Origin of the sequence: Pseudoalteromonas luteoviolacea S2607, from assembly GCF_001625575.1 — a bacterium.
In the GTDB taxonomy this organism is placed as follows: Bacteria; Pseudomonadota; Gammaproteobacteria; order Enterobacterales; family Alteromonadaceae; genus Pseudoalteromonas; species Pseudoalteromonas luteoviolacea_E.
This window is the reverse complement of sequence record NZ_AUXV01000045.1, coordinates 162,411-188,931: the sequence shown is the minus strand read 5'-3', so window position 1 is coordinate 188,931 and position 26,521 is coordinate 162,411. Positions and strand designations below refer to the sequence as shown.

24 protein-coding genes are annotated in these 26,521 nt (G+C 40.4%); 10 read left to right on the top strand and 14 right to left on the bottom strand.

All coding sequences use genetic code 11. From position 1 onward, the window contains the following. Nucleotides 1-21: 21 nt before the first annotated feature. Both N480_RS17035 and N480_RS17030 read right to left on the bottom strand, forming a co-directional pair. Nucleotides 22-810: a YwqG family protein gene (locus tag N480_RS17035; RefSeq protein ID WP_081225582.1), complete on the bottom strand. Its 789-nt coding sequence runs from the start codon at nt 808-810 to the stop codon at nt 22-24. Nucleotides 811-890: 80 nt separating this feature from the next. Beyond that, a complete protein-coding gene (locus N480_RS17030) occupies nt 891-1,775 on the bottom strand; it encodes an SDR family NAD(P)-dependent oxidoreductase (RefSeq protein ID WP_063373640.1) in 885 nt (294 codons plus the stop codon). 871 nt (nt 1,776-2,646) lie between these two features. Here N480_RS17030 and nrdB point away from each other — a divergent pair. After that, nucleotides 2,647-3,777: a class Ia ribonucleoside-diphosphate reductase subunit beta gene (nrdB, locus tag N480_RS17025; RefSeq protein ID WP_063373639.1), complete on the top strand. Its 1,131-nt coding sequence runs from the start codon at nt 2,647-2,649 to the stop codon at nt 3,775-3,777. After that, on the top strand, nt 3,777-4,049 hold the full coding sequence (gene yfaE, locus N480_RS17020) for a class I ribonucleotide reductase maintenance protein YfaE (RefSeq protein ID WP_063373638.1): 273 nt from the start codon (nt 3,777-3,779) through the stop codon (nt 4,047-4,049). The genes nrdB and yfaE overlap by 1 nt, the downstream gene beginning before the upstream one ends. Here yfaE and N480_RS17015 read toward each other — a convergent pair. Continuing rightward, entirely contained in the window at nt 4,041-4,565 is a 525-nt protein-coding gene (locus N480_RS17015) for a YaeQ family protein (protein WP_063373637.1), read from the bottom strand. The genes yfaE and N480_RS17015 overlap by 9 nt on opposite strands. A gap of 153 nt (nt 4,566-4,718) precedes the next feature. On the opposite strand from N480_RS17015, the gene N480_RS17010 reads away from it, so the two are divergent. Next, complete coding sequence (locus N480_RS17010; RefSeq protein WP_063373636.1) at nt 4,719-7,250, top strand: TonB-dependent receptor; 2,532 nt, start codon at nt 4,719-4,721, stop codon at nt 7,248-7,250. 166 nt (nt 7,251-7,416) lie between these two features. Here the strand turns inward: N480_RS17010 and N480_RS17005 are convergent, their stop codons facing one another. From N480_RS17005 to N480_RS16995, 3 genes are read right to left on the bottom strand one after another with little or no spacing between them, the layout of a single operon-like run. Further along, nucleotides 7,417-7,806 carry a GtrA family protein gene (locus tag N480_RS17005; protein WP_063373635.1) on the bottom strand — a complete coding sequence of 130 codons (390 nt, stop codon included), beginning with the start codon at nt 7,804-7,806 and terminating at the stop codon, nt 7,417-7,419. Nucleotides 7,807-7,808: 2 nt separating this feature from the next. Next, nucleotides 7,809-9,224, bottom strand: a complete 1,416-nt coding sequence (locus tag N480_RS17000; RefSeq protein WP_063373634.1) for an ArnT family glycosyltransferase — start codon at nt 9,222-9,224, stop codon at nt 7,809-7,811. Further along, nucleotides 9,225-10,259 (bottom strand): glycosyltransferase family 2 protein, encoded by a 1,035-nt coding sequence (locus N480_RS16995; RefSeq protein ID WP_081231911.1) that lies wholly within the window; start codon nt 10,257-10,259, stop codon nt 9,225-9,227. A 127-nt stretch (nt 10,260-10,386) separates the two neighbouring features. On the opposite strand from N480_RS16995, the gene N480_RS16990 reads away from it, so the two are divergent. From N480_RS16990 to N480_RS16975, 4 genes are all read left to right on the top strand, one after another. After that, a complete protein-coding gene (locus N480_RS16990) occupies nt 10,387-11,064 on the top strand; it encodes a response regulator transcription factor (RefSeq protein WP_063373633.1) in 678 nt (225 codons plus the stop codon). Next, complete coding sequence (locus N480_RS16985) at nt 11,061-12,335, top strand: sensor histidine kinase (protein WP_063373632.1); 1,275 nt, start codon at nt 11,061-11,063, stop codon at nt 12,333-12,335. Before N480_RS16990 ends, N480_RS16985 begins: the two co-directional genes overlap by 4 nt. Before the next feature lie 394 nt (nt 12,336-12,729). After that, nucleotides 12,730-13,938, top strand: coding sequence for an N-acyl amino acid synthase FeeM domain-containing protein (locus N480_RS16980; RefSeq protein WP_063373631.1), 1,209 nt, complete (start codon nt 12,730-12,732; stop codon nt 13,936-13,938). Then, a complete protein-coding gene (locus tag N480_RS16975) occupies nt 13,935-14,825 on the top strand; it encodes a class I SAM-dependent methyltransferase (RefSeq protein ID WP_063373630.1) in 891 nt (296 codons plus the stop codon). Before N480_RS16980 ends, N480_RS16975 begins: the two co-directional genes overlap by 4 nt. A gap of 339 nt (nt 14,826-15,164) precedes the next feature. On the opposite strand, the gene lepB is transcribed toward N480_RS16975, so the two are convergent. The 4 genes from lepB to N480_RS16955 form a co-directional block, all read right to left on the bottom strand. After that, nucleotides 15,165-16,103, bottom strand: coding sequence for a signal peptidase I (lepB, locus tag N480_RS16970; protein WP_063373629.1), 939 nt, complete (start codon nt 16,101-16,103; stop codon nt 15,165-15,167). A gap of 245 nt (nt 16,104-16,348) precedes the next feature. Further along, nucleotides 16,349-16,831 carry a CPCC family cysteine-rich protein gene (locus N480_RS16965; protein ID WP_063373628.1) on the bottom strand — a complete coding sequence of 161 codons (483 nt, stop codon included), beginning with the start codon at nt 16,829-16,831 and terminating at the stop codon, nt 16,349-16,351. 98 nt (nt 16,832-16,929) lie between these two features. Next, nucleotides 16,930-17,382 carry a hypothetical protein gene (locus N480_RS16960; protein ID WP_063373627.1) on the bottom strand — a complete coding sequence of 151 codons (453 nt, stop codon included), beginning with the start codon at nt 17,380-17,382 and terminating at the stop codon, nt 16,930-16,932. 465 nt (nt 17,383-17,847) lie between these two features. Beyond that, complete coding sequence (locus N480_RS16955) at nt 17,848-18,807, bottom strand: NAD(P)H-dependent oxidoreductase (RefSeq protein ID WP_063373626.1); 960 nt, start codon at nt 18,805-18,807, stop codon at nt 17,848-17,850. Between the two features lie 121 nt (nt 18,808-18,928). Between N480_RS16955 and N480_RS16950 the strand changes: the two genes are divergently transcribed. Continuing rightward, nucleotides 18,929-19,825, top strand: coding sequence for a LysR family transcriptional regulator (locus N480_RS16950; protein ID WP_063373625.1), 897 nt, complete (start codon nt 18,929-18,931; stop codon nt 19,823-19,825). 200 nt (nt 19,826-20,025) lie between these two features. On the opposite strand, the gene N480_RS16945 is transcribed toward N480_RS16950, so the two are convergent. Next, nucleotides 20,026-20,451, bottom strand: coding sequence for a hypothetical protein (locus tag N480_RS16945; protein ID WP_063373624.1), 426 nt, complete (start codon nt 20,449-20,451; stop codon nt 20,026-20,028). A gap of 818 nt (nt 20,452-21,269) precedes the next feature. On the opposite strand from N480_RS16945, the gene N480_RS16940 reads away from it, so the two are divergent. Beyond that, complete coding sequence (locus N480_RS16940; protein ID WP_081231910.1) at nt 21,270-22,958, top strand: methyl-accepting chemotaxis protein; 1,689 nt, start codon at nt 21,270-21,272, stop codon at nt 22,956-22,958. Between the two features lie 191 nt (nt 22,959-23,149). Next, nucleotides 23,150-24,205, top strand: coding sequence for a tetratricopeptide repeat protein (locus tag N480_RS16935; protein ID WP_063373622.1), 1,056 nt, complete (start codon nt 23,150-23,152; stop codon nt 24,203-24,205). Nucleotides 24,206-24,482: 277 nt separating this feature from the next. On the opposite strand, the gene N480_RS16930 is transcribed toward N480_RS16935, so the two are convergent. The 3 genes from N480_RS16930 to N480_RS16920 all read right to left on the bottom strand — a co-directional run bounded on the left by N480_RS16930 (nt 24,483) and on the right by N480_RS16920 (nt 26,519). Beyond that, a complete protein-coding gene (locus tag N480_RS16930; RefSeq protein WP_063373621.1) occupies nt 24,483-24,668 on the bottom strand; it encodes a YqaE/Pmp3 family membrane protein in 186 nt (61 codons plus the stop codon). Nucleotides 24,669-24,903: 235 nt separating this feature from the next. Next, entirely contained in the window at nt 24,904-25,770 is an 867-nt protein-coding gene (locus tag N480_RS16925; protein WP_063373620.1) for a mechanosensitive ion channel domain-containing protein, read from the bottom strand. Continuing rightward, the gene (locus N480_RS16920; protein ID WP_063373619.1) at nt 25,770-26,519 is read right to left on the bottom strand and encodes a hypothetical protein; all 750 of its coding nucleotides are present in this window, start codon (nt 26,517-26,519) and stop codon (nt 25,770-25,772) included. Before N480_RS16920 ends, N480_RS16925 begins: the two co-directional genes overlap by 1 nt. Nucleotides 26,520-26,521 lie beyond the last annotated feature (2 nt).

The window sequence follows — 26,521 nt, the reverse complement described above, 5'->3', positions numbered from 1 at the left end:
ACCCAACCAATTTTATGCTGCTCAACTGCAATCCCATGTGTACCATACTCTAGAAAAGTCCAGTTTTTGCAAGGCTTCTGGTTCAATAAAGAAGTTCGCAACACCACAGTCACCCCACATAATTTCTACACCTTCATCATCTTCGCTATCTAGCTGAAATAACAAAACCCAGTTCTCGTCTGGTTTTTCGTATCCCCTTGGATCATCTTGTGTAAAGTGCGCATATCCACCAATCTTAGAGCCCATGCTCTCAAAGTTATCGTATAAATACTCTCCCACAGCTTCATCCATTTCAAACACATCACCGCAGATCTTTTCAAATCGATAGTCAGTAGGCGATGGCACCTCTTGGTCCAACTCAAACTGCAATGAGTATTCGTTCGCAACCGGAAAGTTCGAATCTAAAGCTGCACAGGGTAAGCCCTTTTCTAAAAGTGACTCGTCTTTAATGATCTCTTTATGGTAAACAACACAATAGCCATCAGCTTGATCAATGGCGTCATCCACTGGGACATCAAAGTCCATTCCGAACATTTCATCGTCATCCTCGACAAAAAACTGTAAAATCCCTTGAGTTGGATAACCTTCCAAAGCTGGCACCTCCTCAAAGTTAATCTGTGCCAGTAAAACCAAAGGCTGCGCATTTTTATTACATGGGTATGTCTTATCCTTTGGCCAATAAGGCTTGCCAGAGAATTTGCTACTCCAACTGTGCATCGGTTCTTGTGCATTTGGAATGACTTTTACATACTCAAGTGAATGTGGTTGTAATTTTTCTTCAATGTGTTGAATTTCAGTTTCTACGCTCATATCGACGGTACTTTCATGTTGTGAATAAATAGGTTAAGAGTTTTGCGTCTCTGGGACTCAAACCATTTTGCTGTTTTACATTAAGCAAGATACCTGTCTAATATTTCAATTAGTTCATCTCTTGTGTAATGAAGGTCTGGATTTTTGTTTGTCTGAACAACTCGTTTTAAAAGTGTTTCGATCAATCTTGTTCCTTCATTATGAGTACCAATTACATATCTCTCCTTTGGCTCATCGCTAAACAACGCATGTTCAACAGCATGGGACACAAACTCCGGCTCCGAAGCATCCGCATAGGCGACAAACTCAGGCCTTTCTTGCTGCTCTAAAATATTATTAATCAATATTCTTGCACGCGTATTAAATGGAAATGATGTCCGCTCTAGCCTCTCTAAACTAGCGCTATTGGTCGACTCTTCCATTTTTGACTTTATGTTTCCGGGCTGAATTAAACTTACTTTTACACCAAATTCAGTGACTTCGTTACGTAAAGATTCAGTAAATGCATCTAGCGCGTTTTTTGTCATTGTATAAGGGCCTAAAAGCTCAGTTCCTGTCACACAGCTTTGTGCACCTATGTTTACTACTCTGCCTTGAGCTACTAACAGTGAGTCGATACATGCCTTGGTAAGACGCCACGGACCAAATACATTTACATCAAACATGACTTTAAGTTCATCTTCTTGCCAAGCATTAAAATGCCCTAAGCCACCTAACCCAGCATTATTTACAAGTCCATAAAGAGGCCTATTTGACGCCTTAATTATCGCTTTGAATTCTGCAATATCAGCGTTGTTAGTTACATCTAAGATTACTGGAATGATATTTTTAAATCCGACTAACAGATTAAAGTCTTGTTGCTTGCGAACACCAGCGTAAACGGTATGCCCAATAGAAGATAAGTGATGAACAAGACACAGCCCTATTCCTGACGAAGCGCCCGTCACTAAAATTTGTTTACTCATAGATAACCTAATTGCTTTGCTCCATGACGACTCTCAACAATGGCCCGAACTCATAAAGCAGTTCTATTCGACCAAAAAATCTTTCGTTTAATTTCAACATTAAACGCATAATCCGTTTTATCTCAATTCCAAGGAAAAATTCTTCTAATTCGTTAATAGAATGACTTAAATAACAAACACACCTAACCTACCACAATACATTTACCAGTCAGTAAAGATAAAAACTGTGACATTTATTCGCTATCTTCTTAAAAATTATTGGTTTTTCATCCTAATTATCCAAGCGTAGCCATTGCGCTGAAGCGCACAGGTTTATCTATAGATAGCACACCCAAATTGGCCAGGCTATCAGCTCCTATGGTTTGAAAAATAAAAGACAAGATACACAACATGTCTTGTTTTTTACCCAAATAGTCGATTACTTGAAAACTTTGGCTAAGCTGTTTAAATCTACATCGAAAAATTCAAATCGCATAAAGCATGTCGCTGCGTTTAGTTCTTTTTTCAGTTCAAAGACAAACGCTTTAGAAACAAGCTAAAACTCGATTAACCCTATGAATTATAGAGTTAAAATGACATTTTTTGATTACTAGTAGAACGGGGAACTTTGATATTTAGAGGAGTTTGTCAAGACGGTTAGCAGGTAATTCTAAAAAATTTATTTGCGGTGTGGAATCGAATTCTGTGATACATTCGTATACTGAAACACACGCTCTGGGTTTAATGACATCAAGTGTAACGGAGCAAATTTTGTAGTCCCTGTAAAGGGGTTTCGAATCTCTATTTTAGCACTTTGTGTCATGATAAATTGTAAACTTTCCAGCGGTTCAGTCGTTTAGACTCCGCTATTTTTTGGTATCGAGTATTATTTATGTCGTATTCTACGTTTAACAGAAAACATAATGATCAACTAAAAGAGCCAATGTTTTTTGGCCAATCTGTTAATGTATCTCGCTATGATCAGCAGAAATACCCAATATTTGAGAAGCTAATTGAAAAACAGTTATCTTTCTTTTGGCGTCCTGAAGAAGTCGACGTAAGTAAAGACAGGTTAGATTTTCAGGCGCTACCTGAACACGAGAAGCATATTTTCCTTAGCAACTTGAAGTACCAAACACTGCTAGATAGTGTTCAAGGTCGTTCACCTAATGTTGCATTACTGCCTATCGTATCAATCCCTGAGCTAGAAACTTGGATTGAAACATGGGCATTCAGTGAAACAATACACAGCCGTTCATATACGCATATCATTCGTAATGTAACTAAACAGCCAGAACTTATTTTCGATGACATCGTTGAGAACGAGAAAATCAGTGAACGCGCAGACTCTGTAACTAAATACTACGATGAGTTAATCGAGAAAGTATCTATTTACAATATGTATGGTGAAGGCAAGCATGAAATTAACGGCGAGACAGTTCATATTAACCTGTTTGAACTGAAAAAGCTGCTTTACCTCTGCATTATGTCAGTAAACATATTAGAAGCGATTCGTTTCTATGTAAGTTTTGCATGTTCGTTTGCTTTTGCAGAGCGTGAGCTTATGGAAGGTAACGCAAAAATCATCAAGCTAATCGCGCGTGATGAAGCGCTTCATCTTTCAGGCACTCAACACATGTTGAATATCATGCAAGAAGGTAAAGACGATCCTGAGATGTCAATTGTTGCGGCGCAATGCCAAGAAGAAGCTATCCAAATGTTTGTAGAAGCTGCGCAGCAAGAAAAAGAATGGGCAGAATACCTCTTTAAAGACGGTTCAATGATTGGCCTTAACAAAGACATTTTGTGCCAATACGTAGAGTACATAACAAACGTACGTATGGCAGCTGTTGGATTACCAACTCAATTCGAAAGCAAAAGTAACCCGATTCCATGGATTAACGCTTGGTTGGTTTCTGACAATGTTCAGGTTGCTCCACAAGAAGCTGAAATCAGCTCATACCTAGTTGGTCAAATCGATTCTGAAGTAAGTGCGTCAGACTTTGGTGATTTCGACCTGTAATGGAAGAAAGGCCACAACCGACGATAACAATCGAAGACCACGAAGAGCCGCTAAAATTTGCGGCTCAATCACCTTCACTTCTATGTACTCTTGAACAAAACAACATCGATGTCCCCTACCAATGCCGAGAAGGTTATTGCGGAGCGTGTCGAGCAAAGTTAGTGCAAGGCAAAACAGTATACAACCAAGAGCCCTTAGCATTTGTGCGAGATGGAGAGGTGCTATTGTGCTGTTCGAAGCCAATAACCGACATTGTGATTAAGCTAACTTAATCTTTGAACTTCTGTTTGAAAGTAATCGGTGCCATTGCTAATTGCAATTGCGCCGTCTTCTATCACCACATCCCAGTGCAAACTGCGTGTCAGAGCCGACACCAAATCGTCAACCCATGTTTGATTTACCGAAAATATGCGAATGTTGGGTAACGCAATGAGATGCGGCTCCAAAGCATTAAACCACTCGTCATCGTGGACTAAAAAAATGATGGTTTTACTGTAGAGTTTTCCATACTTTTGAATATCACCTAGCTCCGTGGGCCCAATAAACAGTGCATTTTCGATTAACCCACTGTCATCTTCATGCCATACGTCAGGGCTAGACTTTTCGCGACTGTTTAACCAACGTACTTTATCACTATAAGACAGGGCACAGTATCCGATAAGCTTTAACACGAAATGTTCAAGCGTTTCTGCTTTTTGTAATGCTGTCGTAAAGGTTTCAAGGTGATTTGCTTGATGAAACAAATCCGCTATTTTCAACCTTACTTTGAAAACAAATGGTCCAGTCATACTAGGCTCAGTTTAACGCGCTCTAGCTTAAATATAGGAACAGTCAAATATAATTCAAACTTAAAGTTATAGTATAACATCATTGTTTTTGAAAAAATGAGGTGTTATATTATTACAAGTTCACAATCATTATCACAATCAATAAGTAATAACATGTTTAAACAATCTTTAATCTCTCTGAGTGTCAGCGCAGTAATGCTGTCAACGTCAGCATATGCTGGCGAGTTAAAAGGTAAAGTTGTAGATAACAACAACCTACCAGTTAGCAACGCAGATGTTCACTTGCACGGTAAATCACAAACAATTAAAACAGATGCTGAAGGCAACTTCACAATCGCGGTTGACGCAGCATCTCAGTTACATGTTTCAAAAAACAACTTTATTGATCAACGCTTAGACGTTAATCCGGACTCTCCTTTTGTTACTGTTACGCTAACACCAAGCTCTGTAGAGAGTATTGTTGTATATGCATCTGCCCTGCACAAAAGCAACATGGAAATGGCTTCACCAGTTACCGTAGTAAGTGGTGATACGCTCAAAAACTCAGCTAAGCCAACTTTAGGTGAAACACTTAAAGGCTTACCAGGTGTTAATGCGAGCTACTTTGGTCCTGTTTCTTCAAGTCCAATTATTCGTGGATTAGACGGTCCTCGCGTTAAAATTACACAAAACGGCCTAGACAGCAGTGATGCTTCACGCGTTGGTCCTGACCATGCGAATACAAATGATGCACTAGGCGCTGAGCAAATTGAGATCCTTCGCGGCCCTGCAACTTTGCTTTATGGCTCAGGTGCGATTGGCGGTGTTGTTAACGTAGTTGATAACCGCATTCCGACTGACGTTATTGAAGCGCCTCAAGGCGCTGTTAATTACAGTCATGATACGAATTCGAACACCAATACGTACGCTGTATTGTTCGAAACAGGCCACGAAGGCTTTAACTTCCACTTTGATGGTGTAAAGCGTCAAGGCGACGACTATGAAACACCAAGCTTTGAATTACCTGGTGACCATGACGAGCATCACGAGGATGAACACGGACATGATGACCATGATCACGCTCATGAAGGCGAAGAACACGAAGGTGAAGAAGAGCACGCAGCTGAATTCGCAGAAAAAGTAGATAATACATTTATCGACTCTGAAGTATTTAATATCGGCACTAGCTACGTTTCAGATCATATCACCGCTGGTATTTCTTACGGCCGTATTGAAACTGATTACGGTATTCCTGCACACAGCCACGATCACGGCCATGATGATCATGGGCACGAAGATGAAGATGGTCATGACCACGATGACGACCATGGTGAGGATGATGCACACGAGCACGAAGGTGAAAACCACAATGTGTTCGCACGCGTTAAACAAGACAGATGGCAAGCTTTATTTAACTATGCACTTCACAACAACTGGCTAGAGTCTATTCAGGTCCGTGCAGGTTATACAGATTATGAGCACGCAGAAATTGAAGGCGGCGCAATTGGCACAGTATTCAAAAATGAAACAACTGAGCTTCGCACCAACTTTGAACACCGTATTGGCGACTGGCATGGTATCTTTGGTTACCACTACTCTGACAGCGATTATGAAGCCCAAGGCGCCGAAGCTTTCACGCCAGCTACAAATACCACAACCCATGCATTCTACATTTTAGAAGAAAGAGAGTTTGGTGATTTCACTCTAGAGTTAGGTGCGCGCGTTGAAGATTTTGAGCTATCAAGCCGTATCACTGAAACACATGTAGGTCACGATGATGACCACGACGAACATGGCGAAGATGACCATGATCATGACCATGCTCACGAAGAAGCTATGGTTAAAACAACGCAAATCTCTGACTACACACTTGAAATGACAAACGTGAGTGCATCAATTGGTGGCGTATATAACTACGCACCAGGTGAAAATGTTGCTATCAGTCTTTCTCGTTCAGAACGTGCACCTTTAACAGCAGAGTTGCTATCTAATGGCTTGCATATAGCGACAAGCACTTATGAATTAGGTCTTGGCTATGAGATTGAAGGCACTGAGATCCACTTTGAGCCAACAGACATTGAAAAAGAAACATCAACTAATTTAGATATTAGCTTCCGTCGCTTTATCGGTGACTTTGGCTATACAGTGAATGTATTCCACAACGATATTTCTAACTTCTATTACCAAGAAAAGACGAATTACTTCTTTACGTCTGAGCATGGTTTAGAAGTTGCTGACCACGAGCACGAAGGCGCGCGCGATGTTTATCAATATGTGAGTAAAGATGCAAAACTTTACGGATTAGAATTTGATGTTCACTATCAAATTAACGATTTAACACGCATAAAGCTATTCGGCGACCACTTACGCGCTAAGCTAGACAATGGACAAAACCTGCCGCGTATTCCAAGTAACAAACTTGGTGTTAATTACGCTTATGAGAACGGCCCATTTAAAGCGGATATGACAATTACGCGCTACTTAGAGCAAGATAAAGTAACCTCTTACGAGACAGTAACTAACGGTTACACATTGGTCGATGCAAGCCTAAGCTATGACTTTGCAGTAAAAGGTATCGACATGGTTGGCTATATGAATCTAGAAAACCTGACAGATGAATTGGGCTTTGTACATAGCTCGTTTATTAAAGATCAGGCGCCTCTCCCTGGGCGTAACTTAAAGCTTGGAATTAGAGCTTACTTCTAAACAGTTCCTTTCTTTTATAGAGACCCAAAATGCTGTCCTTAGTGGCAGCATTTTTATTTCTAGTGTTTTTTCACCAAACCAATTAAAACCGTCAATCAAAACAGCGATACAGCAAGGTGCTGCTCTTGGTGCTGACAAAGCCCAGATATGTGAATGCCCTTCGTATTCAGGCGTGCTGAGCTTTGAAGACCCATAATGCACTTAAAACATAATTCACCACCATTCCTATCAACACACCACACACTAAGGCAAAATACACAAACAAAAGTTCGTTTGAATAATCGGTCATCACCTTGAATACGCTGAAATTCATTACGCCGGCAATGCAAGCGGTAATTAAGCTTTTTACGCATTCAGAGACCGCTCGATTGGCGTTTTTTGAGCAAAATGTAAAGTGTCTATTGCCGAGCCACGTTGTAAACGCAGCCCCAAAAAATGCAAGTACCCTAGCCCATTCTAAATGCAGCGACAAACCAAAGCTAAATATAGTAAACATTGACACGTCTACAGCAAACCCAACAGTTCCTACCAGAGCAAATTTGATTACCTGCTGCATAACTAACCGCGTGTACTGTTTGAGCAAGTGAATAGTGAACGACCCGATTTCGATTCAAACTCTACCGTACAACTCAATAAGTACTGCTCTACAAGCGCATTGACCTGCTCTCGCCGGCCAATAAGGTGGTATCGACTCAAAGAAGTAAGAACACGAGTGTCTTTTAGTAATTTTGCTTGCCCTTGACTATAAAACTGCCCTGAAAACGGCCTCTTGCCGATATAGAACACAGGGAGCTCACGAGATACCTTTTCGAAGATCACTCGATCGCTACGGCTGTCCGCCTTGCCCAAATTCAAAACTAACAAAACGATCATCAACATGACAGGAATGAAAGCAGAAGCGCCCCACAACCATTTAAAATCTTTCTTGGTGACCAACATTGCTATCAGGACTCCGATTGCTGGCACTCCCGGCAGCACGTATGCAGGTAATATATTTCCTGATAAAGTGAACAGAAGCAGCGGCGATAATAACCAAAAAACTAAAAAGCTGAATAAGCCTGTGTAGCCCTTTTCAAATTCTTGCTTGTCAGTGCGTTTTTTCCAAATTAACACTGGCAGCACAACTGACCAAGGTAAAGCAGATTGTAACCAAAACAACCAAATAGTCCCACGAGGTCTGTCATGTGCATTGCCGTATAAATCGCCCTCCCAACCACTTATGACAAAGCGGTTAAAATGTTCACCGACAATAAAATAATCTAAAAACCCCGGAGTTGCGATTTCTGCCAACACGTACCAAGGTAACGCAACAATCAACATAAGCGCACTGCCAGACAACACGGGAAACCTGCTCCATAATTGTTTAAATGCGCCCAAAAAGCCGTGTTGAAGTATAAGCCAAGGTACTACCGCTATTGTCATTATGACTAAAGCGACGGGCCCTTTTGCCAATAAACCACACGCCAAGCCAAAAAAGCCTAAATAACCCCATTTTTGAGCATGCTCATCTTTTTGTAACCAACATAAGTAAAAACCGACCATAGCCATAGTCAAAGCAAAAGTCAGGGCCATATCAGTCATCACCGCGCCCGATGCGATGGTAAAAATACCACATGTCGCTACCACAACCGCTGCAACAACAGGATTGTTATTGGTTTTTCTAGCCAGTAGTCCAATGAAGCAAATAGTTAACACCCCAGCAAACCAATGAGGCACTCGCACCGCAAATTCATTTAGCCCAAATAACTTGATCCCCGTAGCACTCATCCAAGTGAACAGCGGTGGCTTACCCCAAAATGGCACGTCATAGTCAAATTGAGGGGTCAGCCAATTCCCGGTTTCGACCATAAGCCGAGCCATTTCGCCATAGCGAGCCTCGGTCGTGTCCATTAATGGGTAAGTCGCTAAAGAAATAAGCCTTAGAAACAGTGCAAAGGCTAATAGTAGCCAAAGGTGGATTTGCCTTACCGTCATCTAAGCCTTCTCCATTAGCGAAGGCACCTCAGCGCTCTTTTGTGTTTGATTACAGTGGTGCACATGTGCCACAAGATAGAGTGGCCGTTGTTTTACCTCTACAAAAATGCGCCCGATGTATTCCCCTAATAAGCCAATAGATAACAGTTGCACGCCGCCAAGCGCCAATTGAACGACCATAGTAGATGGGTAACCGGAGACAACTTCTCCAAAGGCAAGTGTCTTGGTAATAATAACTAGACCGTAAACAAAGGCTGAGCTGGCGATCAATGCGCCTAGTATAGTCGCGAGTCTAAGGGGCCGAATAGAGAAGGATGTGATGCCGTCCATAGCGAGACCAATAAGTTTTAAGTAATTCCACTTTGTTTGCCCTAAATAACGCGCATCCCGTTCAAATTCTACGGTTGTGTGATTAAACCCGGGCCACGCAAATATCCCTTTCATGTAGCGAGTGCGCTCAGGTAGCGCATTAATGTGCTGCACGACTTTGGAACTCATTAAACGAAAGTCACCCACGTTTTCAGGCACATTTAACGGTGTCATCTTATTTAGTAATTTGTAAAAGCACCCAGCGGAAAACCGTTTAAACCATGACTCTCCTCGGCGGCTGGTACGTTTCATATTTACCACGTCAAACCCTGCACGCCACTTACACAACATTTTAGGAATTAGCTCCGGCGGATCTTGAAGATCTGCATCTATCATAATGACCGCTTGGCCCTGCGCATGATTTAGACCGGCACTCATCGCACTTTCTTTGCCAAAATTACGACTCAGCTCGATGCATTTTACCGTACAGTTTGCCGCACTAAATTTTTTGACAATCTCTAAACTACCATCAACACTCCCATCATCGACATAAATGATTTCTGTTTTCCCACTGATTTGAGTAAGTACCCAGCTAAGTCGTTGGTGAAATTCAGCGAGCACTTCTGATTCGTTATAAAATGGAACAACGATTGATAAAGTAGGTCCAATATCTCGGCGTTCGTTTAGCGCACTAATATTTGTTATTGGTGCATTAGTAAAAGACATACGCAATTATCCGTAGCATTAAAAGACGGAGTTAGCCTATATCAGAGGCAGTGAAAGAGTTGTTGTCGACATTTTTTTCACACTAAATATGCATAATATAGATTGATGTTTTTGTTGGAGTGTTCGTTTGAAAAGACTGCTGATAGTGGAAGACAATCGCGAGATTGCAGGCATTTTGTTTGACTATTTTGAGTCACTCGGAATGGAAATCGATTATGCAGACAACGGAGAGTTGGGCTTAAAGCTAGCAAGTGAACACACTTTTGACGTTATTCTGTTAGATCTGATGCTGCCACGCATGAGTGGGTTATCCATTTGCAATAAGCTCAGAGAATCAGGAAACACCACACCTATATTAATGCTCACAGCGTTAGATGGTCGAGAAGATATATTACAAGGCTTTGAACATGGCGCAGATGACTACCTTACAAAGCCATTTGATTTAGATATTTTAGAGGCACGCATGCATGCGTTGATTCGCCGAAGTAATGCCGAATTTACAAGCCAAAAGCTCTGTTTTGGAGATGTATCCATCGACCAAAGAACGCGCCAAGCATACAGACAAGGCCGCTTGCTTGCACTAAACCCTACGACTTACACGATTTTAGAGTTGCTTTTAAAAAAAGCCCCAGAAGTACTTACAAAAGAAGAGATCGCATATCAATTATGGGGCGAGCATGAAGCAAATAATGACGTACTACGCAGTCACATTTATCAACTCAGAACACAATTAGATAAACCATTCGACACCCAAGTCTTAACTACAGTTCCCAAGGTTGGTTTTCGTTTGGAGCACACCTCATGATACGACGATATCTTGGCAACACCCGCAGTATGACGGGTCGTCTTGCGCTTTTTTTCGCCGCTGTTTCAGCTGTAATCGGACTATTTTGTTTTGCGCTAATCACCCTTACCTTACACTGGGCAGAAGACAGAATGGGTGAAAGGAGAATACTGATTGATAAAAAGGAAGCTATTCACTACTTTCATTCCAATCCTGAAATCAATGTTGTGCAATTGGACCTGCTTACAACCGCATATAATGACTTATCGCTTGTACCTCAAACCTACCAACCTTATTTAATCGGAAAGCGTCATTTCTTGGATGAGGTACATATTGAAGATGGCTCACAAATGGTTTACTTGAGTACCTTTACGCAAAATGGCGTTGAAAAGCCCATAATTTTGCTTACTTATGTTGATGAGGTGGAGATCAGCTACGATGAATTTATCACAGTGATTGCCATCAATCTTGCCTTTGTTGTAGTGCTTGTTTTTATTTTTGCGAAGTTATTAATGAAGTTGTCACAGCGCTTGATTGAGCCTGTTAATGCACTAAAGGCTCAACTCGATAAGAATGATCCTAGTGCTTCTTTTACATTGCCTAAAGATGCCGCCAACGAATTTCAAACTCTAGCCTCTGGACTTAATGGTTATAGAACCCACGTAAATGAGCTGATTAAACGGGAGCAATCTTTCGCACGCTACGCAAGTCACGAGTTAAGAACACCTTTGACAGTCATTAAAGGGGCCTCAAAGCTACTTCTCAGAGCAAGTGAAGATAACTTTATTTCGCGGCAAATGATCCGAGTGCAAGAAGCCAGTAAACAGATGTCGACCATGACCGATGCCCTTTTGTCGCTTGTACGCTATGAACGAGAAAAGCACAATGAACCCTTTAGACGGATAAGCACAGAGGAGCTGGACAGTATCATTTCATCTAACCTACCTTTAGCGCAGGAAAAACAACTTGATTTAAAATGCACAATAGAGAGTATGCCTACCGTTCAAGCCAGCTCACCTGTGATAGCCATCGTACTAAACAATTTAATTAGAAACGCCATTGCTGCAACCGAAGAAGGATCTATCGAAGTTTGCATGACTGAATCAAAATTAAAAGTAATCGACTGTGGATGTGGCTACGACGGACATCAAGACCCACAAGGGCATGGCTTGGGTTTGCTTATTGTTGAAGATTTCTGCCAGCGATTCGATTGGGAGTTCTCTTTACGCAATAACGATCAACGTGGCTGCACTGTATGCGTAGATTTTGGTTCAAGAAAAATTCTGGGCTAAAGTTAATTCCATGGTTTTTAATTTAAATGCTTTCTTGTCTACTAAGAGAGAAACACTTAGATTTTGAACAATCAGCCTCGTCTACTAATTCTGAATAACCGCGAATAGATTCTAACAATTTAGTCCGTTAGGGTTGATCTTTACGGGCGTGTAATTTGTTTTGGAACAACTACACGCGTCGAGAATCGACTGTGCTTAAAACCAACGACTCTGACCCCATTGATTTTGTCGTTTTGTTTTTGTTCTTTATGAATTTTATGTCAGTGGGCTAGGATTAGACAGGCGATCATTAATTGTCACACTTTTATCCTAATTTTCTTTGAACGAGCTGTTTACCATGCACCACCTCAGGGTTACAATCCAGCTTTGCAATAATTAAAATAAAGCCCGTTCAATGTCTATTCGAGTAAAAGTCGCCACTACCCCGGTTGAGCTCAATCACGTATACCAGCTCAGGTACCAGGTCTATGCAGAAGAATACACTTATATGCAGAAAAATCCGCAACGTATCATTATGGATATGTTTGACGGTATGCCCGACAGCTACAACATTATTGCTTATGATGGTGAAACACCGGTCGGTACAATACGCGTAGTTATAGATGGTGCGCTTCGCCTGCCAGCGGATCAAATGTACGACTTTAATCAATATCGCACCCAACTTATTGATCAAGCCCAGTCACAAGGCTTGTCTACTCCTTTACTGGCTAACTCAGGCATGTTTGCAATCGATGCCAGATGGCGAAATCGCCGTGATTTGTTTCGGGCTTTATTTAAATTGAGCTGCGATATCGGTGAAGCTAGAGGTGTCACTGATATTATCACAACCGCTAACATCGAAACACTTGCGCTCTACAAGCGTATGGGTCTTAAAGCACTTGGGGCACAAATTAGACATGAACATATTTCTGTCTCTATGGTACCTATGCATTGCAGTATGGCGCAGATCACAAAGTGGGCGTTTGGTGGCCCTAGAAAACACTCTAAACTGACAGAATTATTTGCACTGTGCTATGAATACTTGCTGGTCAGTGCAGGCACACCGATTTTTAACGCAGCTGATGAAAATCCAGATGAGGCCTACTTAATAAGCAGCGGTGCCATTGGTATTACTATGGACACAACCACGCAGCTGCAAGATTTTGATTTGGCAACTTTAACTGCTGGCGAGTTATTCGGCGAATCGTGCTTGATCGATGAACAGGCTCGTAAAGTCAATGCCACAGCCATTGTCAACACCGACCTACTCGTATTAAGAAAAGTGGATTTCTGGAATAAAGTTAACCAAGATCAAAGCTACATGAAAGAGGTCTTAAAAGTGATGGATCAAAAACTTCGAGATGTAGGCCGCAGAGCATTGATTTACGCACACGCTTCACGTGAAGAAAGGTTACAATTTTTTCTGGAGCAACTTGCAAAAACCGCGCAACCTATGCTGAAGAAACCACATCAACGAGTTGTCAGAATGGGTGGTCATGCGTTTTCTGTCATATCAGGGATTGAGCGCAACGAAAGTCAGGCATTTCTTGAACAACAAGCTCAAACAGGCAGCATTGGTTTAACTGAGAACAGTATCGTTTTTTATAGTGAGGCGCTTTCGTGAAAGATAATAATGCCAGCTCTACCGCTTTTACCGTCGCTCAGGGGATTTTATTTGCCGCCAAAACATCAAAGTATGGAGGCTTGGTAAACGACAACGTAATTTCAGTATCACGTCAGATATTACAAGGTAGCGAACAAGGCCGCCGTAGACTAAAACAACTCAATAGCTGGTGGTTTTGCAAACTAGCAAAACTTAGAGAACGGGTTTTGTTGCCAGGTATTTCTCTGCATTATGTATTGCGAAAGCGCCACATTGAGCATCTAACTCTGAATGCGCTGTCAGAGGGTATTACTCAGGTTGTCGTTTTAGGCGCAGGGTTCGACTCGTTATGCTGGCGTCTTCAACAAGATTACCCCAAGGTGAATTTCATTGAAATTGATCACCCAGCCACTCAAGAACAAAAAGTCAAAGCACTAGAACAAGGGGCTACTCAGCGCCAAAACATGCACTTTTTGGCAGTAGATTTTGGTCGTCAACAGCTCCAAACAGCACTGACCGAATTCGAGGCGTTCGATCCAAAGCGATCGACCTTATTTATATGTGAAGGGGTTTTAATGTACTTAAACGAAAAAGACGTCAACGCAATCTTTGATTCTATCCGGGCGTTAACAGGTGCAGGTACGCAGTTTATTTTTTCTACTCTAGAGCCCAAAGACAGCCCAAGAAACACAGTGCCCAAAATACTATACCGTCACTTAGAAAAGCTTGGAGAACCTGTATTGTGGGATATCGATAGCCTCGAGATGCAAGACTATTTGCAGACACATATGTGCCAGCTCCACTCTATCGCCGGTGGGCAGGAATTAGTTACACAGCAGATAAAAGAAAAGCTACAGCAAAAAATGTATCAAGGCGAATATTTTGTGCATTGTACTTTTGATCAATAAGAAAGCCTAAACCGCCCTTTTTATAGATATCAACAAGGCTAGTAGTTTATAAATATTCAGCCAGTTTTTACTAAACACACGCAAACTATGTAGCTGCGCGTTTGAAGTAATTTTTACTTAGAAAAGGAGACAGTGCGCAAAGCAATAATGGTAAAGCACTGTCTTCCTGTATACAAATTATGCCCCCGCAAAAAAGCGGCTGAACGCTTTGCTATTCATAAGGGCTGCAAACAAATGCAAAGACAACTTTTAACGTTTGACCCAAAACTTGATTACTACCGAATTAGCTTACGTATATGACACCAACGACTCTGACCCCATTGATAATGGGGTCAAGCATTACCACTTCGCAATGACTTTACCAACAATATTACTATCGGGTACAAACCCCCAGTAGCGGCTGTCTAGGCTATTGTCTCTATTATCACCCAAGACGAAGTAATGATTATCTGGCACTATCCATTCATCTAACCGACTACCAGCTTGATTAAAATAATGAAAGACCATTTCTGTATGATTGTTGTTCGTTTTGATTTCGTACTCAATTTGGCCTAAAGACTCTTGATAATACTCGTATTCAGAACCATCTTCTTTTTGAGTAAATTTAAGCTCTTTATCAACGGCTTTATAGCTAGGACACTCAGTTGTCTCGTCTACACATGCAGGTTTAATATAAATAGTTTTGTTACGGTAGGTCACTTTATCTCCAGGTAACCCTACTACTCTCTTGATAAAATCAATATTGGGATCCAGTGGGTGTTTAAAAACGACAATATCCCCTCTTTGAAGCATTCTTGTTGATTCTGTTGTGTGTATTCGTATTCCTGAGTAACTGTAGTTTCCATATCCAAATTTGCTAACTACTACGTGGTCACCGGGGTTTAACGCAGGGCTCATTGACTTTGCGGGAATAGAAAATGGTTCATAAAAAAACGCTCTTCCAATGATTAAACATGTAAGAAACACGCTAAAACACACTAAAGTGATCCACCAACTAGCATACCACTTCCTGACTTGTTCTTTGTCATACCTTCTAGATATTAAAAATGCATGGACAGGACAAATTATTAGAATAAACCACACGAAGTAAATGTTTTGATACCATGTTTCTTTATCTGGTATCGCATGTAGTTTTGTATCAAATAAAGAAACCAATATAAATAAAATTAAATAAAACCAAAATAGTTTGGCTCTATTGACGTAAAGAAATACAAATGGCTGTAAAGCAAAACCGTATAAAATACTCAACCAACCTTTAGGCTTCCAAGAATATTCCAATTGACCTCCTACTCCCTATTCGCGCATGTTTCAAATAATCAGCTGAAAACACGACTCATAAAAGACGAAAATTAAAAGCCCCAATGGTCACATGGGATAAAGTACTTGTAAACAACCATCGTAAATCACCCAATTCTGTCATTTTGCCAATATAAGGCCGTATATATTGCTAATTTAGGGATTTTTAAAATGATATGATTTGGTGATAGGTCACGAACGCCTGCTTCCGGCGGTGGGTTTTGTTATTACTTCAGCGACTTTTCATACTCATTAATGCTACGTGAAAGCTCTCTATCCAAGGCTTTCTCAAGTTTTAACACCGTTTTCCAAATGTTCGATAGATTTGCATCGTTTTCACTCAGTAAACTGTCAAATATCTCAACAAGCTGCTCTTTTAGAGCCGCCCTTTCTACTGAATCGCCCGTGATTCTGGTGTCATTTTCAGGAGAATACATAGAGCCATATTTCACAAAATTGGTGCGCGCCATGTCTAGTGAATAACCACCATTGGGGCCACCAAAAACAGTGTGAGAATCCTCATCATCCTGGCCGTCATCCTCCCAATTGCAAAGTTCACATATATCATATTGACCGCGTTCAACTAAAGTAGGATACCCACAGCAAGGGCAAGTGACTCTATTAATAGTCTTGAAAAGTGAACAAATGCCGAGTCGAATATTTTTTGACACGGCATCAAACCTATTTCTTTTCCTTGCAAATTCATTCATATATCAATTCACTTGATGCGCAAGTGTCGTGCTAAATGGCACAAGTTGCTTACTAATATTTACGAAGTGCGAACTAAACCAAGCTTTTTACTGCTTTGTTACATGCGCCCATCGCCGAACAAAACAGCCTCACTTTGATTGTTATTTATTAAATTTAAGAGACTGGCTGAGAATTCTTTTATTTTATGATGTCTTATTTTAAATTCTCCAGAAAATTGCCTAATTTCATTACTACGACAGCCTGTATATGGATAATCTGCCAGCGTAACATGAATACCAATAATGCCATTAATTTTAGAGGCTGACAGTACGTAACACCTAATTGAAAAGGTTTCTAGATATTCGCTACCATCAATTTTGGATTGAGCACCAATCAGTTCAAAGGAACCTATCATTTCAGAGGCAAGCCGACTTAAATTGTCACAAAAAGTTGCGACGTCACCTAAGTTAAACCAAGCCCCTCCAACACCAGAAAATTCGTTTAGGTGTGCCTTGCATGTAAGGCCCACGGAGTAATCTTCAAGATCCGCAGTGATTGACAATTGTTCCATCGCTTTCCTATGGAATATGACGCTTTTCAAAGGCGTACTTTTTAGCTAAATGTATACGAAGCAAAGCGGAACCAAACATGAGCAGTCCGCTTATGCAACTTGCTAGTGTAGTATTGTAGCGATAGAAGATTACTCCTATCAATAGAGCAGCCGATACTATAGACTGCAAAACGGCACCTACAGTACTTGATATGTTACATTGAACACACTTATCTTTTTCGCTTTTATACTCTTCGCTTGAATGAGCTTTAATTTTTGTGGCTTTAATACACTGAATCTGACGTTCTTCCAGAGTTATGTTTGAGTTATCACTATCTAAAGCTGAATTAGATACACAACAATTGTCGTCAAATTGGAAAAGACAAATGTGCGTTAAATACCACTTTGTTGAAAGCTCGTATCAGAATCAAAAAGATCAATGCCACTGAGCTTTCAACTCCCAATCATGCGTTTATTGAGGTTATGCTAAACAACTTCCACGGTATATTGAGATATTTCAATCTCATTGTGTTCTCTTACCTCAAGCTCCCATAGCTCATTAACTAATAGATTTATTTTCTCCCCTTGTAGTTTTGAATCTGCAAATGTGTCAGCTAGTAGCCTCACACGTAATTCAACGAGATAAGACTGCTCCCCTTTTTTATTGACTGTGATTTGCTCAACCACATGTTCGCAGTTTGGTTTAAACGTTTCTCTCGCTCCTTTGTACCAATCTCTAAATCCGCTGTGTCCTCTAAACTCACCTTCGGGCATAATCAAAGTGATATCGTCTGACAGGTACTGTGTAAAAAGTGCAGAGTCATTTGGCAATGCATCAAAGTTTTCAAACCATTGTTTTATGAATTTGTTGATTGTTGCCTCAGGGGCGCTCTTGAGCTCGTCAATAAGCGCAAAAAGCCTTTGAGCATGAGACGCTGCGCGACTTTGTACATCTTCTAACTTGTTATAAACGCCTTCTATATAAACCATTCTATGGGTATAAATTGGTTTGTTAAAATTGAGCCCCGTCAAGTAAGCCGTTTGCTGTATTGGGTATATGAGCTGCTCTATCGTAAAGTGGTTGTAGCCTAGTGGATCATAAGATTCCTCTGGACCACCTACCGTAAATGACAATATCAGGTCTTTACCTTTGAGTTTGTCACCATTGGCACCAAAGGCGAAGTCATACGCAAAAACATCGTCAATCCATTTTTTCAGTAACGCTGGAATTGAGTACCAATAAAATGGAAATTGAAGAACGATGATATCCGTATCAATAAGCGCATCTTGCTCCGCTTTAACATCTATTTGAAAATCTGGATAAAGCAGATCCAAGTACCTAACATCTAATTCAGTAACTGAACGTTTTAATTCATTTAAGATCACACTATTGGCGTTTGAACCTTCTGAATTAGGGTGCCCAGAAATCACAACAACTCTACTCATACTTACCTCGTTAAACCTATCTGAATGAACAAATCCAGTCTAAGATAATCAATTAGTAATGATTAGAGAGTGAAAATGTAATAGATTAGTAGTTATTAGCTAACAATCTATATTTGAGATAATGAACGGTTCTACATTTAATCAGCTAATTATGTTTCATACCATTGCGAAAGAAGGCAGTATCGCAAGAGCGGCTCGTAAACTTGAGATTGCCTCGCCTTCGGTTAGCAATGCATTAAAAGCACTGGAAAACGAGTTAGGTCTGCCACTGTTTACACGTACCACGCGAAGAATTGAGCTGACTGAAGCAGGTAAACAATTATTTGAACGAACACATGACACGGTACAGCAACTAAATGGCGCCGTTGAAGGTATTAGCGAACTAAGCAAAGATCCATCTGGTAAAGTTCGCTTAACGACCCCTAGGTTTGTGTACCAAAGCCTTTTAAAACCAATTTATGCTGAGTTTTGCATGCGATACCCAAATATAGAGCTGGAAATTTCCATTTCAGATGCGACCGTCGATATTTTGCAAGACGGATTTGATTTAGGGATCAGGTTTGGCGAGCGTGTTCAAGAAGGAATGGTTGCAAAGCGTCTCACTCAACCAATGAAAGAAGCGCTATTTGCCTCACAGAAGTACATTGAACTATATGGCACACCCAGTCAGCCCAATGATTTAAAACAACACAAGTTGATTCAGTATCGTTTTATTTCGTCAAATCAGTTAGCCCCATTGCTTCTTGATAATCAGGGGGAAACCCTTCCTGTAGACATGCCTCATGCATTGGTAGTTAACGATACAGACTTGATGCTAGATGCCGCTTTAAATGGTCTGGGGATCGGCCGTATTGTTGCCCCCATGGTGCAAGACTATTTCGACAATCAGACGCTTGTTCCCGTATTACAAAACTATTGGTATCCTTACTCACCTTTGTACTTGTATTTTCATCAAAATACGCAAAAAGCCAAGCGAGTCAGAGTGTTAATTGACTATTTAGTAGAAAAACTGACTTAATAAAGTGTAATAGAAACGATGGTAGCTAAAATTAAGCTTTGGTTTCATTTTTCGCGCGGGGGCCTGCACCTTCAATGCACTTTTCATTTTGAGAAGGAAATACGCAGTTGAATCCTGCTTGCAGTCAATAAAAAGCGCCATCGCCTTTTAGAGCAGCTGAACAAGGCTGTTAAACAGCCTTGTATGAATAAAAATTAGACTTATTCTACTTCTTCATGGTCTAAAGGGTTTGGACCTCCACCGCTATACCAAAACTCTCCCGTTGCACATGCATTTGCATTTTCCCACGTGCCATCAGTGTATAAAACGCGAGTTACGCATGCCTCTACTGAGCCTGCTGTTACACGGCGTGCAGCAGTGTAAAAGCATGATGAATTGCCATTACACCTCCAACTGCCAGAGCTACCGCCATAAGACCATGTTACATCAGCAACGGGCTTGCTTGACTTCAATTTGAAGTAAACGCCACTATCTGGCACATTCGTTTGGCTATAGCAAAAATGAGGGGTTAAAGTTTGTTGTGTAGGCGTACCGCTTATTAGACACTCAACAACTAAATCTTGTGCCGATGCCGAAGCACTCACTAGGCCTAAGCCTACAACTGCCATTAGCGTATATCTTTTCATCTTAATTTCCTTTTATTATTTTATTTGTACTGCCAACATCAATGTGTCAGCCACACTACTTTATGTCAACATATCAACCTAACACACACGCAAACCCACATAACCAACTGTATTTAATGCACTTTATAATTTAAACGTGCATGTTAGACATTTCTGCCGCGCCTATTGGTTTGGAATTAATTATTAAAATTGATAAAACAAATGGTGATAAATTATTACATAAAGTTAATATATTAAAGGCTTAGTAACGACCTAGAGTTAAGTACCAGCATGAAAATACTACTTAGTATTTTATACCTAAACTCAACTCAGGTATTTCGTCAATTTTGAATATACGATTATCCTCAACAAGCGTTAATACTTTGATTAAAGCTCTTCCAACGTGTTTATTCTTTTTTTTACTTTTAACAACTCAATATATATAAATTTAGTATTAAAAACTTTGTTCTAAACACACTTTGCTAAAAGCTAAAAGCGTAATTAATATTTCAGAATTAACAAATTAGCGTGAACGCAATTCGCATATCATTGGTCGGTGACACTTAGCCGGTGGAGACCAGGTTGCGTGTACAGTCAAAAAGAAGTCCATACAGGTACTACGTGATAATCGGTGGACCCCTTTATATTGTCGAATGCGGTGTTAATTCACATCGACTTTGTAGCTATCCATTGCGCTTTTAGCTGTTACACTATGCTCAATCCCCGAGTCAAACCTGTTTGCTTAAATAAAGGTGAGACGAAACATACTAAATCACTAGTAATTCTTTAGTTTGTACTATGCTCTAAAGACACATTGTTATTGTGAAGATGATCTCGCTATGAAAAGTCAGTCGATGACGCGGCGCTTTGTTCTCCCTTTGGGGTTAATGATGGTTATCGTCGCTATTTTGGTCGCAACCATTTTACCTTCAATTATCAAGTCAACAATGTTACAGATTACTTCCGATGATGCAGTTGTAACAGTAAACCAATTTAAAACACTGAGGGGTTACTACACTAAAAACGTCATCGCGAAAGCAAAAGCTTTTGGTATGTCGCCTCACTATGAACATCGAAATGACAAAAATGCCCTTCCTTTACCCGCAACATTAATTCATGAGCTAAGCGAGTTAATTTCTCAGTCAGGGACTAAAGTTCAACTTTACAGTGAATACCCATTTCCAAACCGCAAACAGCGACAGCTTGATTCATTTCAAAAAGAAGCTTGGCGCTACCTAACAGCCAACCCAAGAGAGGTTTACTCCAAACTTTTTGAAAAAAATGGAAGTCAATACTTGAGAATTGCAGTTGCAGATACAATGCAAGCAGAGGCCTGCGTAAACTGTCATAACACTCACCCTTTAACGCCCAGAGCAAACTGGAAACTTGGCGATGTAAGAGGTGTGCTTGAGGTAACAAAACCACTAGATAATGTTACCGAATTGACGTCAAATATTAGAAATTACATTTTAATTGGTGCTTTTATTGTATTAATTTTAATGATTGTCACACTCGTCACCATGTTCGAGCGTTTTGTACTGCGTCGAACGAAAAAACTAGAAGACTCTCTCGCTAACCTTGCGTCAGGGCAAAGTGATTTAACGAAGTTTATTGAAGTAGATGACGATGATGAGATAGGTAATGTTGCAGTCCAATTTAATCACTTTCAAGATAAATTCAAGTCACTTATTGAATCTATCATAGAAACCGCTAATCACCTTGAAGTGTCTGTTAATAACGTTCGCGAAGCAACGAGTACAATACACACAAAAATACAAGAACAGGAAGCACAAACTCAGTCAATTGCATCAGCCATTAACCAAGTCACTGTGAGTATTAAAGACATTTCTAACAATGCGGATCAAGCAGCACAAAGCACCAATGAGACCGACAAAAACCTGATCTCAGCCAGCAGTCAAATGGAGCATTCTGTTGAGAACATCAACGCCCTATCTCAAGTCATGTCTGAATCTGTTACTGTGATCACAAATCTAAGCTCTGAAAGTAAGGAAATAGGTGTTGTGCTAGACGTAATTAAATCGATTGCTGAACAAACCAATTTACTTGCACTCAATGCAGCAATTGAAGCCGCTAGAGCCGGAGAGCAAGGTCGTGGTTTTGCTGTAGTTGCAGACGAAGTAAGGGCGTTGGCGCACAGAACCCAACAGTCAATCGATCAAATACAGGGGACCGTAGACGCGTTACAGCGCATGGGGAGTGAAGCTGTTGATAAGGTAGTAAACGGCAATACGTTAACTGATGAAACAAGAGACGAAGTCAGAGAAGTTTCAGAGCAGCTAAAACAAGCGATGGAACTTGAACATGATGCAAATGCAGCTGTGGATAATATAGCGCAAGCCATGGTGCAACAGTCAGATGCGTCTTTAGAAATGGATAATAATATTATCCGCCTAAGAGACTTAGCCAGTGACTCGATTGCAGAGCTAGACAAAGTCATAAACATGCTCGAAACTGTCAATAAAGATAGTATCCAACTGACCGAAGAGTTATCTCGTTTTAAACTGTAAGCGGGACAAATCCTTTATATGAGCGCGTTGCGGCCACCTTCTTCAACGCGTGCTTTTATTTGATTCTGGGGAAAATACATTAAAAGTCCTGTAATATTTTATTTTCTGTATAATTGAGCTTGCTGTTTTTTCCTGATCAAAATAGAAAAATGCGAACGATCTCTATTATTATTTTATTCTTAGCTCCCTACATGTCTTACTCAAATGAAGAGTCTCATAGCCTTAAGTTAAAAACAGTTGAGGAGCTCAAGTCAGCTAATTCTGATTACTCAAACTTAGTCATGGGCATTTATTACGAGTTTGGTTATATAGTCGAGCAAAACTTTAACAAAGCAAAATCACATTATGAAAGGTCCAAGCACCCATTTTCATTTCTTCGGCTGGGCTTTTTATACAATTCTGGATATGGCGTAAGAACCGACTTCAGAAAAGCAGGTCAATATTATCGTAGATCTAAAGAATTTGATTATAAAGAGGTACCTGAGTTTCTATTAGTCTTAGAAAAAACATATAAAAACAATACACATTCAGATGTGTTATACACAAATTATATGCAAGATGAAGGTGTGTGGAGTTGTGATTTTGCGACAAGCCGATTAGAGGAACTAAGTTCGACAGGCAATGTGTGGGCATTATATCAGCTTGGTCACGCTTATGCTTCAAGTTCAGGAGTCGAATGCAGAGTAACTGATAATTCTAAAGCAAAGAATTATTACCACAGAGCTGCCAAACAAGGGCACCCCCAATCAATGAATAACCTGTCAGCAACACTAGAAGATCTGCGTGGCAACTTACTTGCTAACAGGCCACTGCTGGAAGAATCAGTTTTTTGGCTCAGAAAGGCGGCCGATACAGGTGTCGTTCTATCGCAAATTAACCTTGGGTTAGAATATATGCAATTAACAGGAAGGCTCAATCATGACCCAAATAAAGGCCTTTATTGGCTAACTGAGGCGCAAAAACAAGGCAGCTCAAGAGCTAAATTTTTACTTGGCCTATCTTATTTGACTGTTCCTGAAGTAGTTAACACTGAAAAAGGAATTGGGTATTTGTTAGAAGCTGCTGACGCTGGAGAGTGCCAAGCTGATTATGAACTAAGTCGATATTATTTGTTTAACGAAGATAACGTACTAAGTCAGTACTTGTGGTTTTTGAACACTGATTTGAAAAAGGCCAAGAACCACTTTAAAAAGTCTATAGAAAGTGGATGCCAAGATTTTGAGAACTTAGCATCCAAGTTTCATTGACAACGCGAGCACCACAGCGGACTTTAAGTGCTTCATTAATAAAAAGAGTAAGTACGTCGTACAGTACTTACTCTATTTAATACTTACCCACTCTTAAGGCGCAAAGTTTCCTCGCAAACAAGAATGAACCTAGTTTTCACCATAAGTCTTTGTGATGAATGGCATAACCAAATTCATTCGTTTTAAGCGCCACATCCATCCGAATGGACAAAATATTCAGTCCTCATCGATTCAAAACCCATGTGCAAACTTGTTTACTAGAAGGCGCACACGCTATCTAGTCGCCAGTTTTATTTGTTACAACCAGCCAAATAGCATGGATCATACCTGGCAATCCACCAAGTAATGTCAAAACAATATTAATAAAGAAATGTGCACTAAAACCCACTTGCAAAAAAGCACCAATTGGCGGTAAAAAGATTGCGAAAATTAAATTTACTATGCTGATGTTATTTGAGCTCATACTTAACTCTCTACATTGTTAAACGTGAAATGATTTCAGCAGCTATGTGCCACCCTGTTTTATCGTCACCTTTCTTTGTAGTAGTCGCTAATCATTACGCTTATGTACAATGCCACAAGTGCAATCTTTCCAGCTGGCTCTACTACGGTTTAAAGATAGTCTAATTAGTAAAGATTGCTTAGTTTAAATTTTCCAAGTGTGTTACTTTAATCTAACAAGCACCCAACCAAAATCATTACTCCAGCTCGCAACTTGAAAGACTAATTTTTTCTAATGCACATATCAGTAGCACTGCTCGGTACAGTTCACTTTTAAACACCGACTCATTTCGTGCCAGTGCAACATGCACTAGCGCATTGACTTCTATGCAGTCTTTATTTTGCATAAAGTGAATCTTAATCGGTTCGCTCAAATCAACATACCGAGAGTTTTGAAGTTCATTCCACAAGCGACGTTCAAAACGCTGCAGTTTATCCGCTCCAATATTGCTCGCCAAGAAGAAAGGGATTTCGCATGGTGAACTTGCAGTTCCTGCGGTTGCACAAGCAAATCGCCGATGCCACATTTCTGCGGTTGGAAAAGTAACAACATACCCATTTGCTTGCTTTAACTGCGTATGAAAGCTATCCAAACTAATGAGCTCTCCCTTACAATCCGCAATTTGCATCACATCACCCACTTGAATCGTTTTTTTGAAGCCCGCTAGTACTTTAAACGCAAACCCTGATAACAAAGACTTAAGCGCGTCGGTTCCAACAAACGTTAACCAAAAAAACATCAATAAAAATGAAATTGTAAGACTGTCAATTATACCGCTAGACTCATTACTCATAAAATAAGCGATTACACAAAGAAGAATTGGCAGGCCAAAAAGCTGACAAATAAACACCCATGCCTGTAATTTTGTAAATTGTCGATGCTGCTCTAATTCATTAGCGTGCGACAAAAGCCGGTGCTCCGACAACCCGACTTTGGCCCGCCTGGCTCTACGTCGCGTTTTAAACAGTGTAAACAATGCAAGCACAGCAATTTGGCTCATTACTAAAAGAATTAGGTAAACCACGACATAGATGTTTTGAAAATATTGGATCAACTCGGCCATTACACCCACCGCTGCGACAGTTGAATGAGGTCAACGCCAAGCTTTGCACGAACAAAAAACACTGCGATTGGAATATACATTTGCTCGATTGTAACTAACCCACAAGAGATAGTTACTACACCGGTATCTAGCAAAGTAAAGAGCAATGCTTTAAGCCCCGAATCAGACCCCCCTAACACTTTTAAAATTTCTTTTTCGTGCATTGGGCACGAAAAAGTGAGTAAGGCCAATAATGCTAGTTCATTACGGGTGGAGTCTCGCTCGAGAATCTTACGCAGCTTTAAATATGGCTTTACGAGCACCTTTTGCTCACAGGTAATTTTTCTTCCTTTGGATTCAAACAAGACCAAGTTATGAATAGCATTTTGCCAACTCAAGAAGCGAGATTTATGCATAGCAGCTATTTCAGTATGAAACATCAAATCTAAATTTTTAGCATGAGCAAGAAAGGCAAAAACAAATATATTCACTCTGATCTTAATCACAACACCATTTTGATTGGAGATGAGTTTAAGTCCTAATAGAAAATCTTTAATTGGGCCAAACCCCGCCTCATAGCGCTTGAACAATGAATCGACTGATGAAATGCACACGTGTTTAGATGCAGGTAAGACACTGGCCAAAGCGTCTAGGTAAACTATCTCCTTTTGCTCGGTGAGCTTTACAGCTTGAGCATGGAGCTTACGAGCATCGACAGCCCCACTCTCGTATAAGTGGTCGAATCCAGTAACCAATTCTACTCTTAACATCG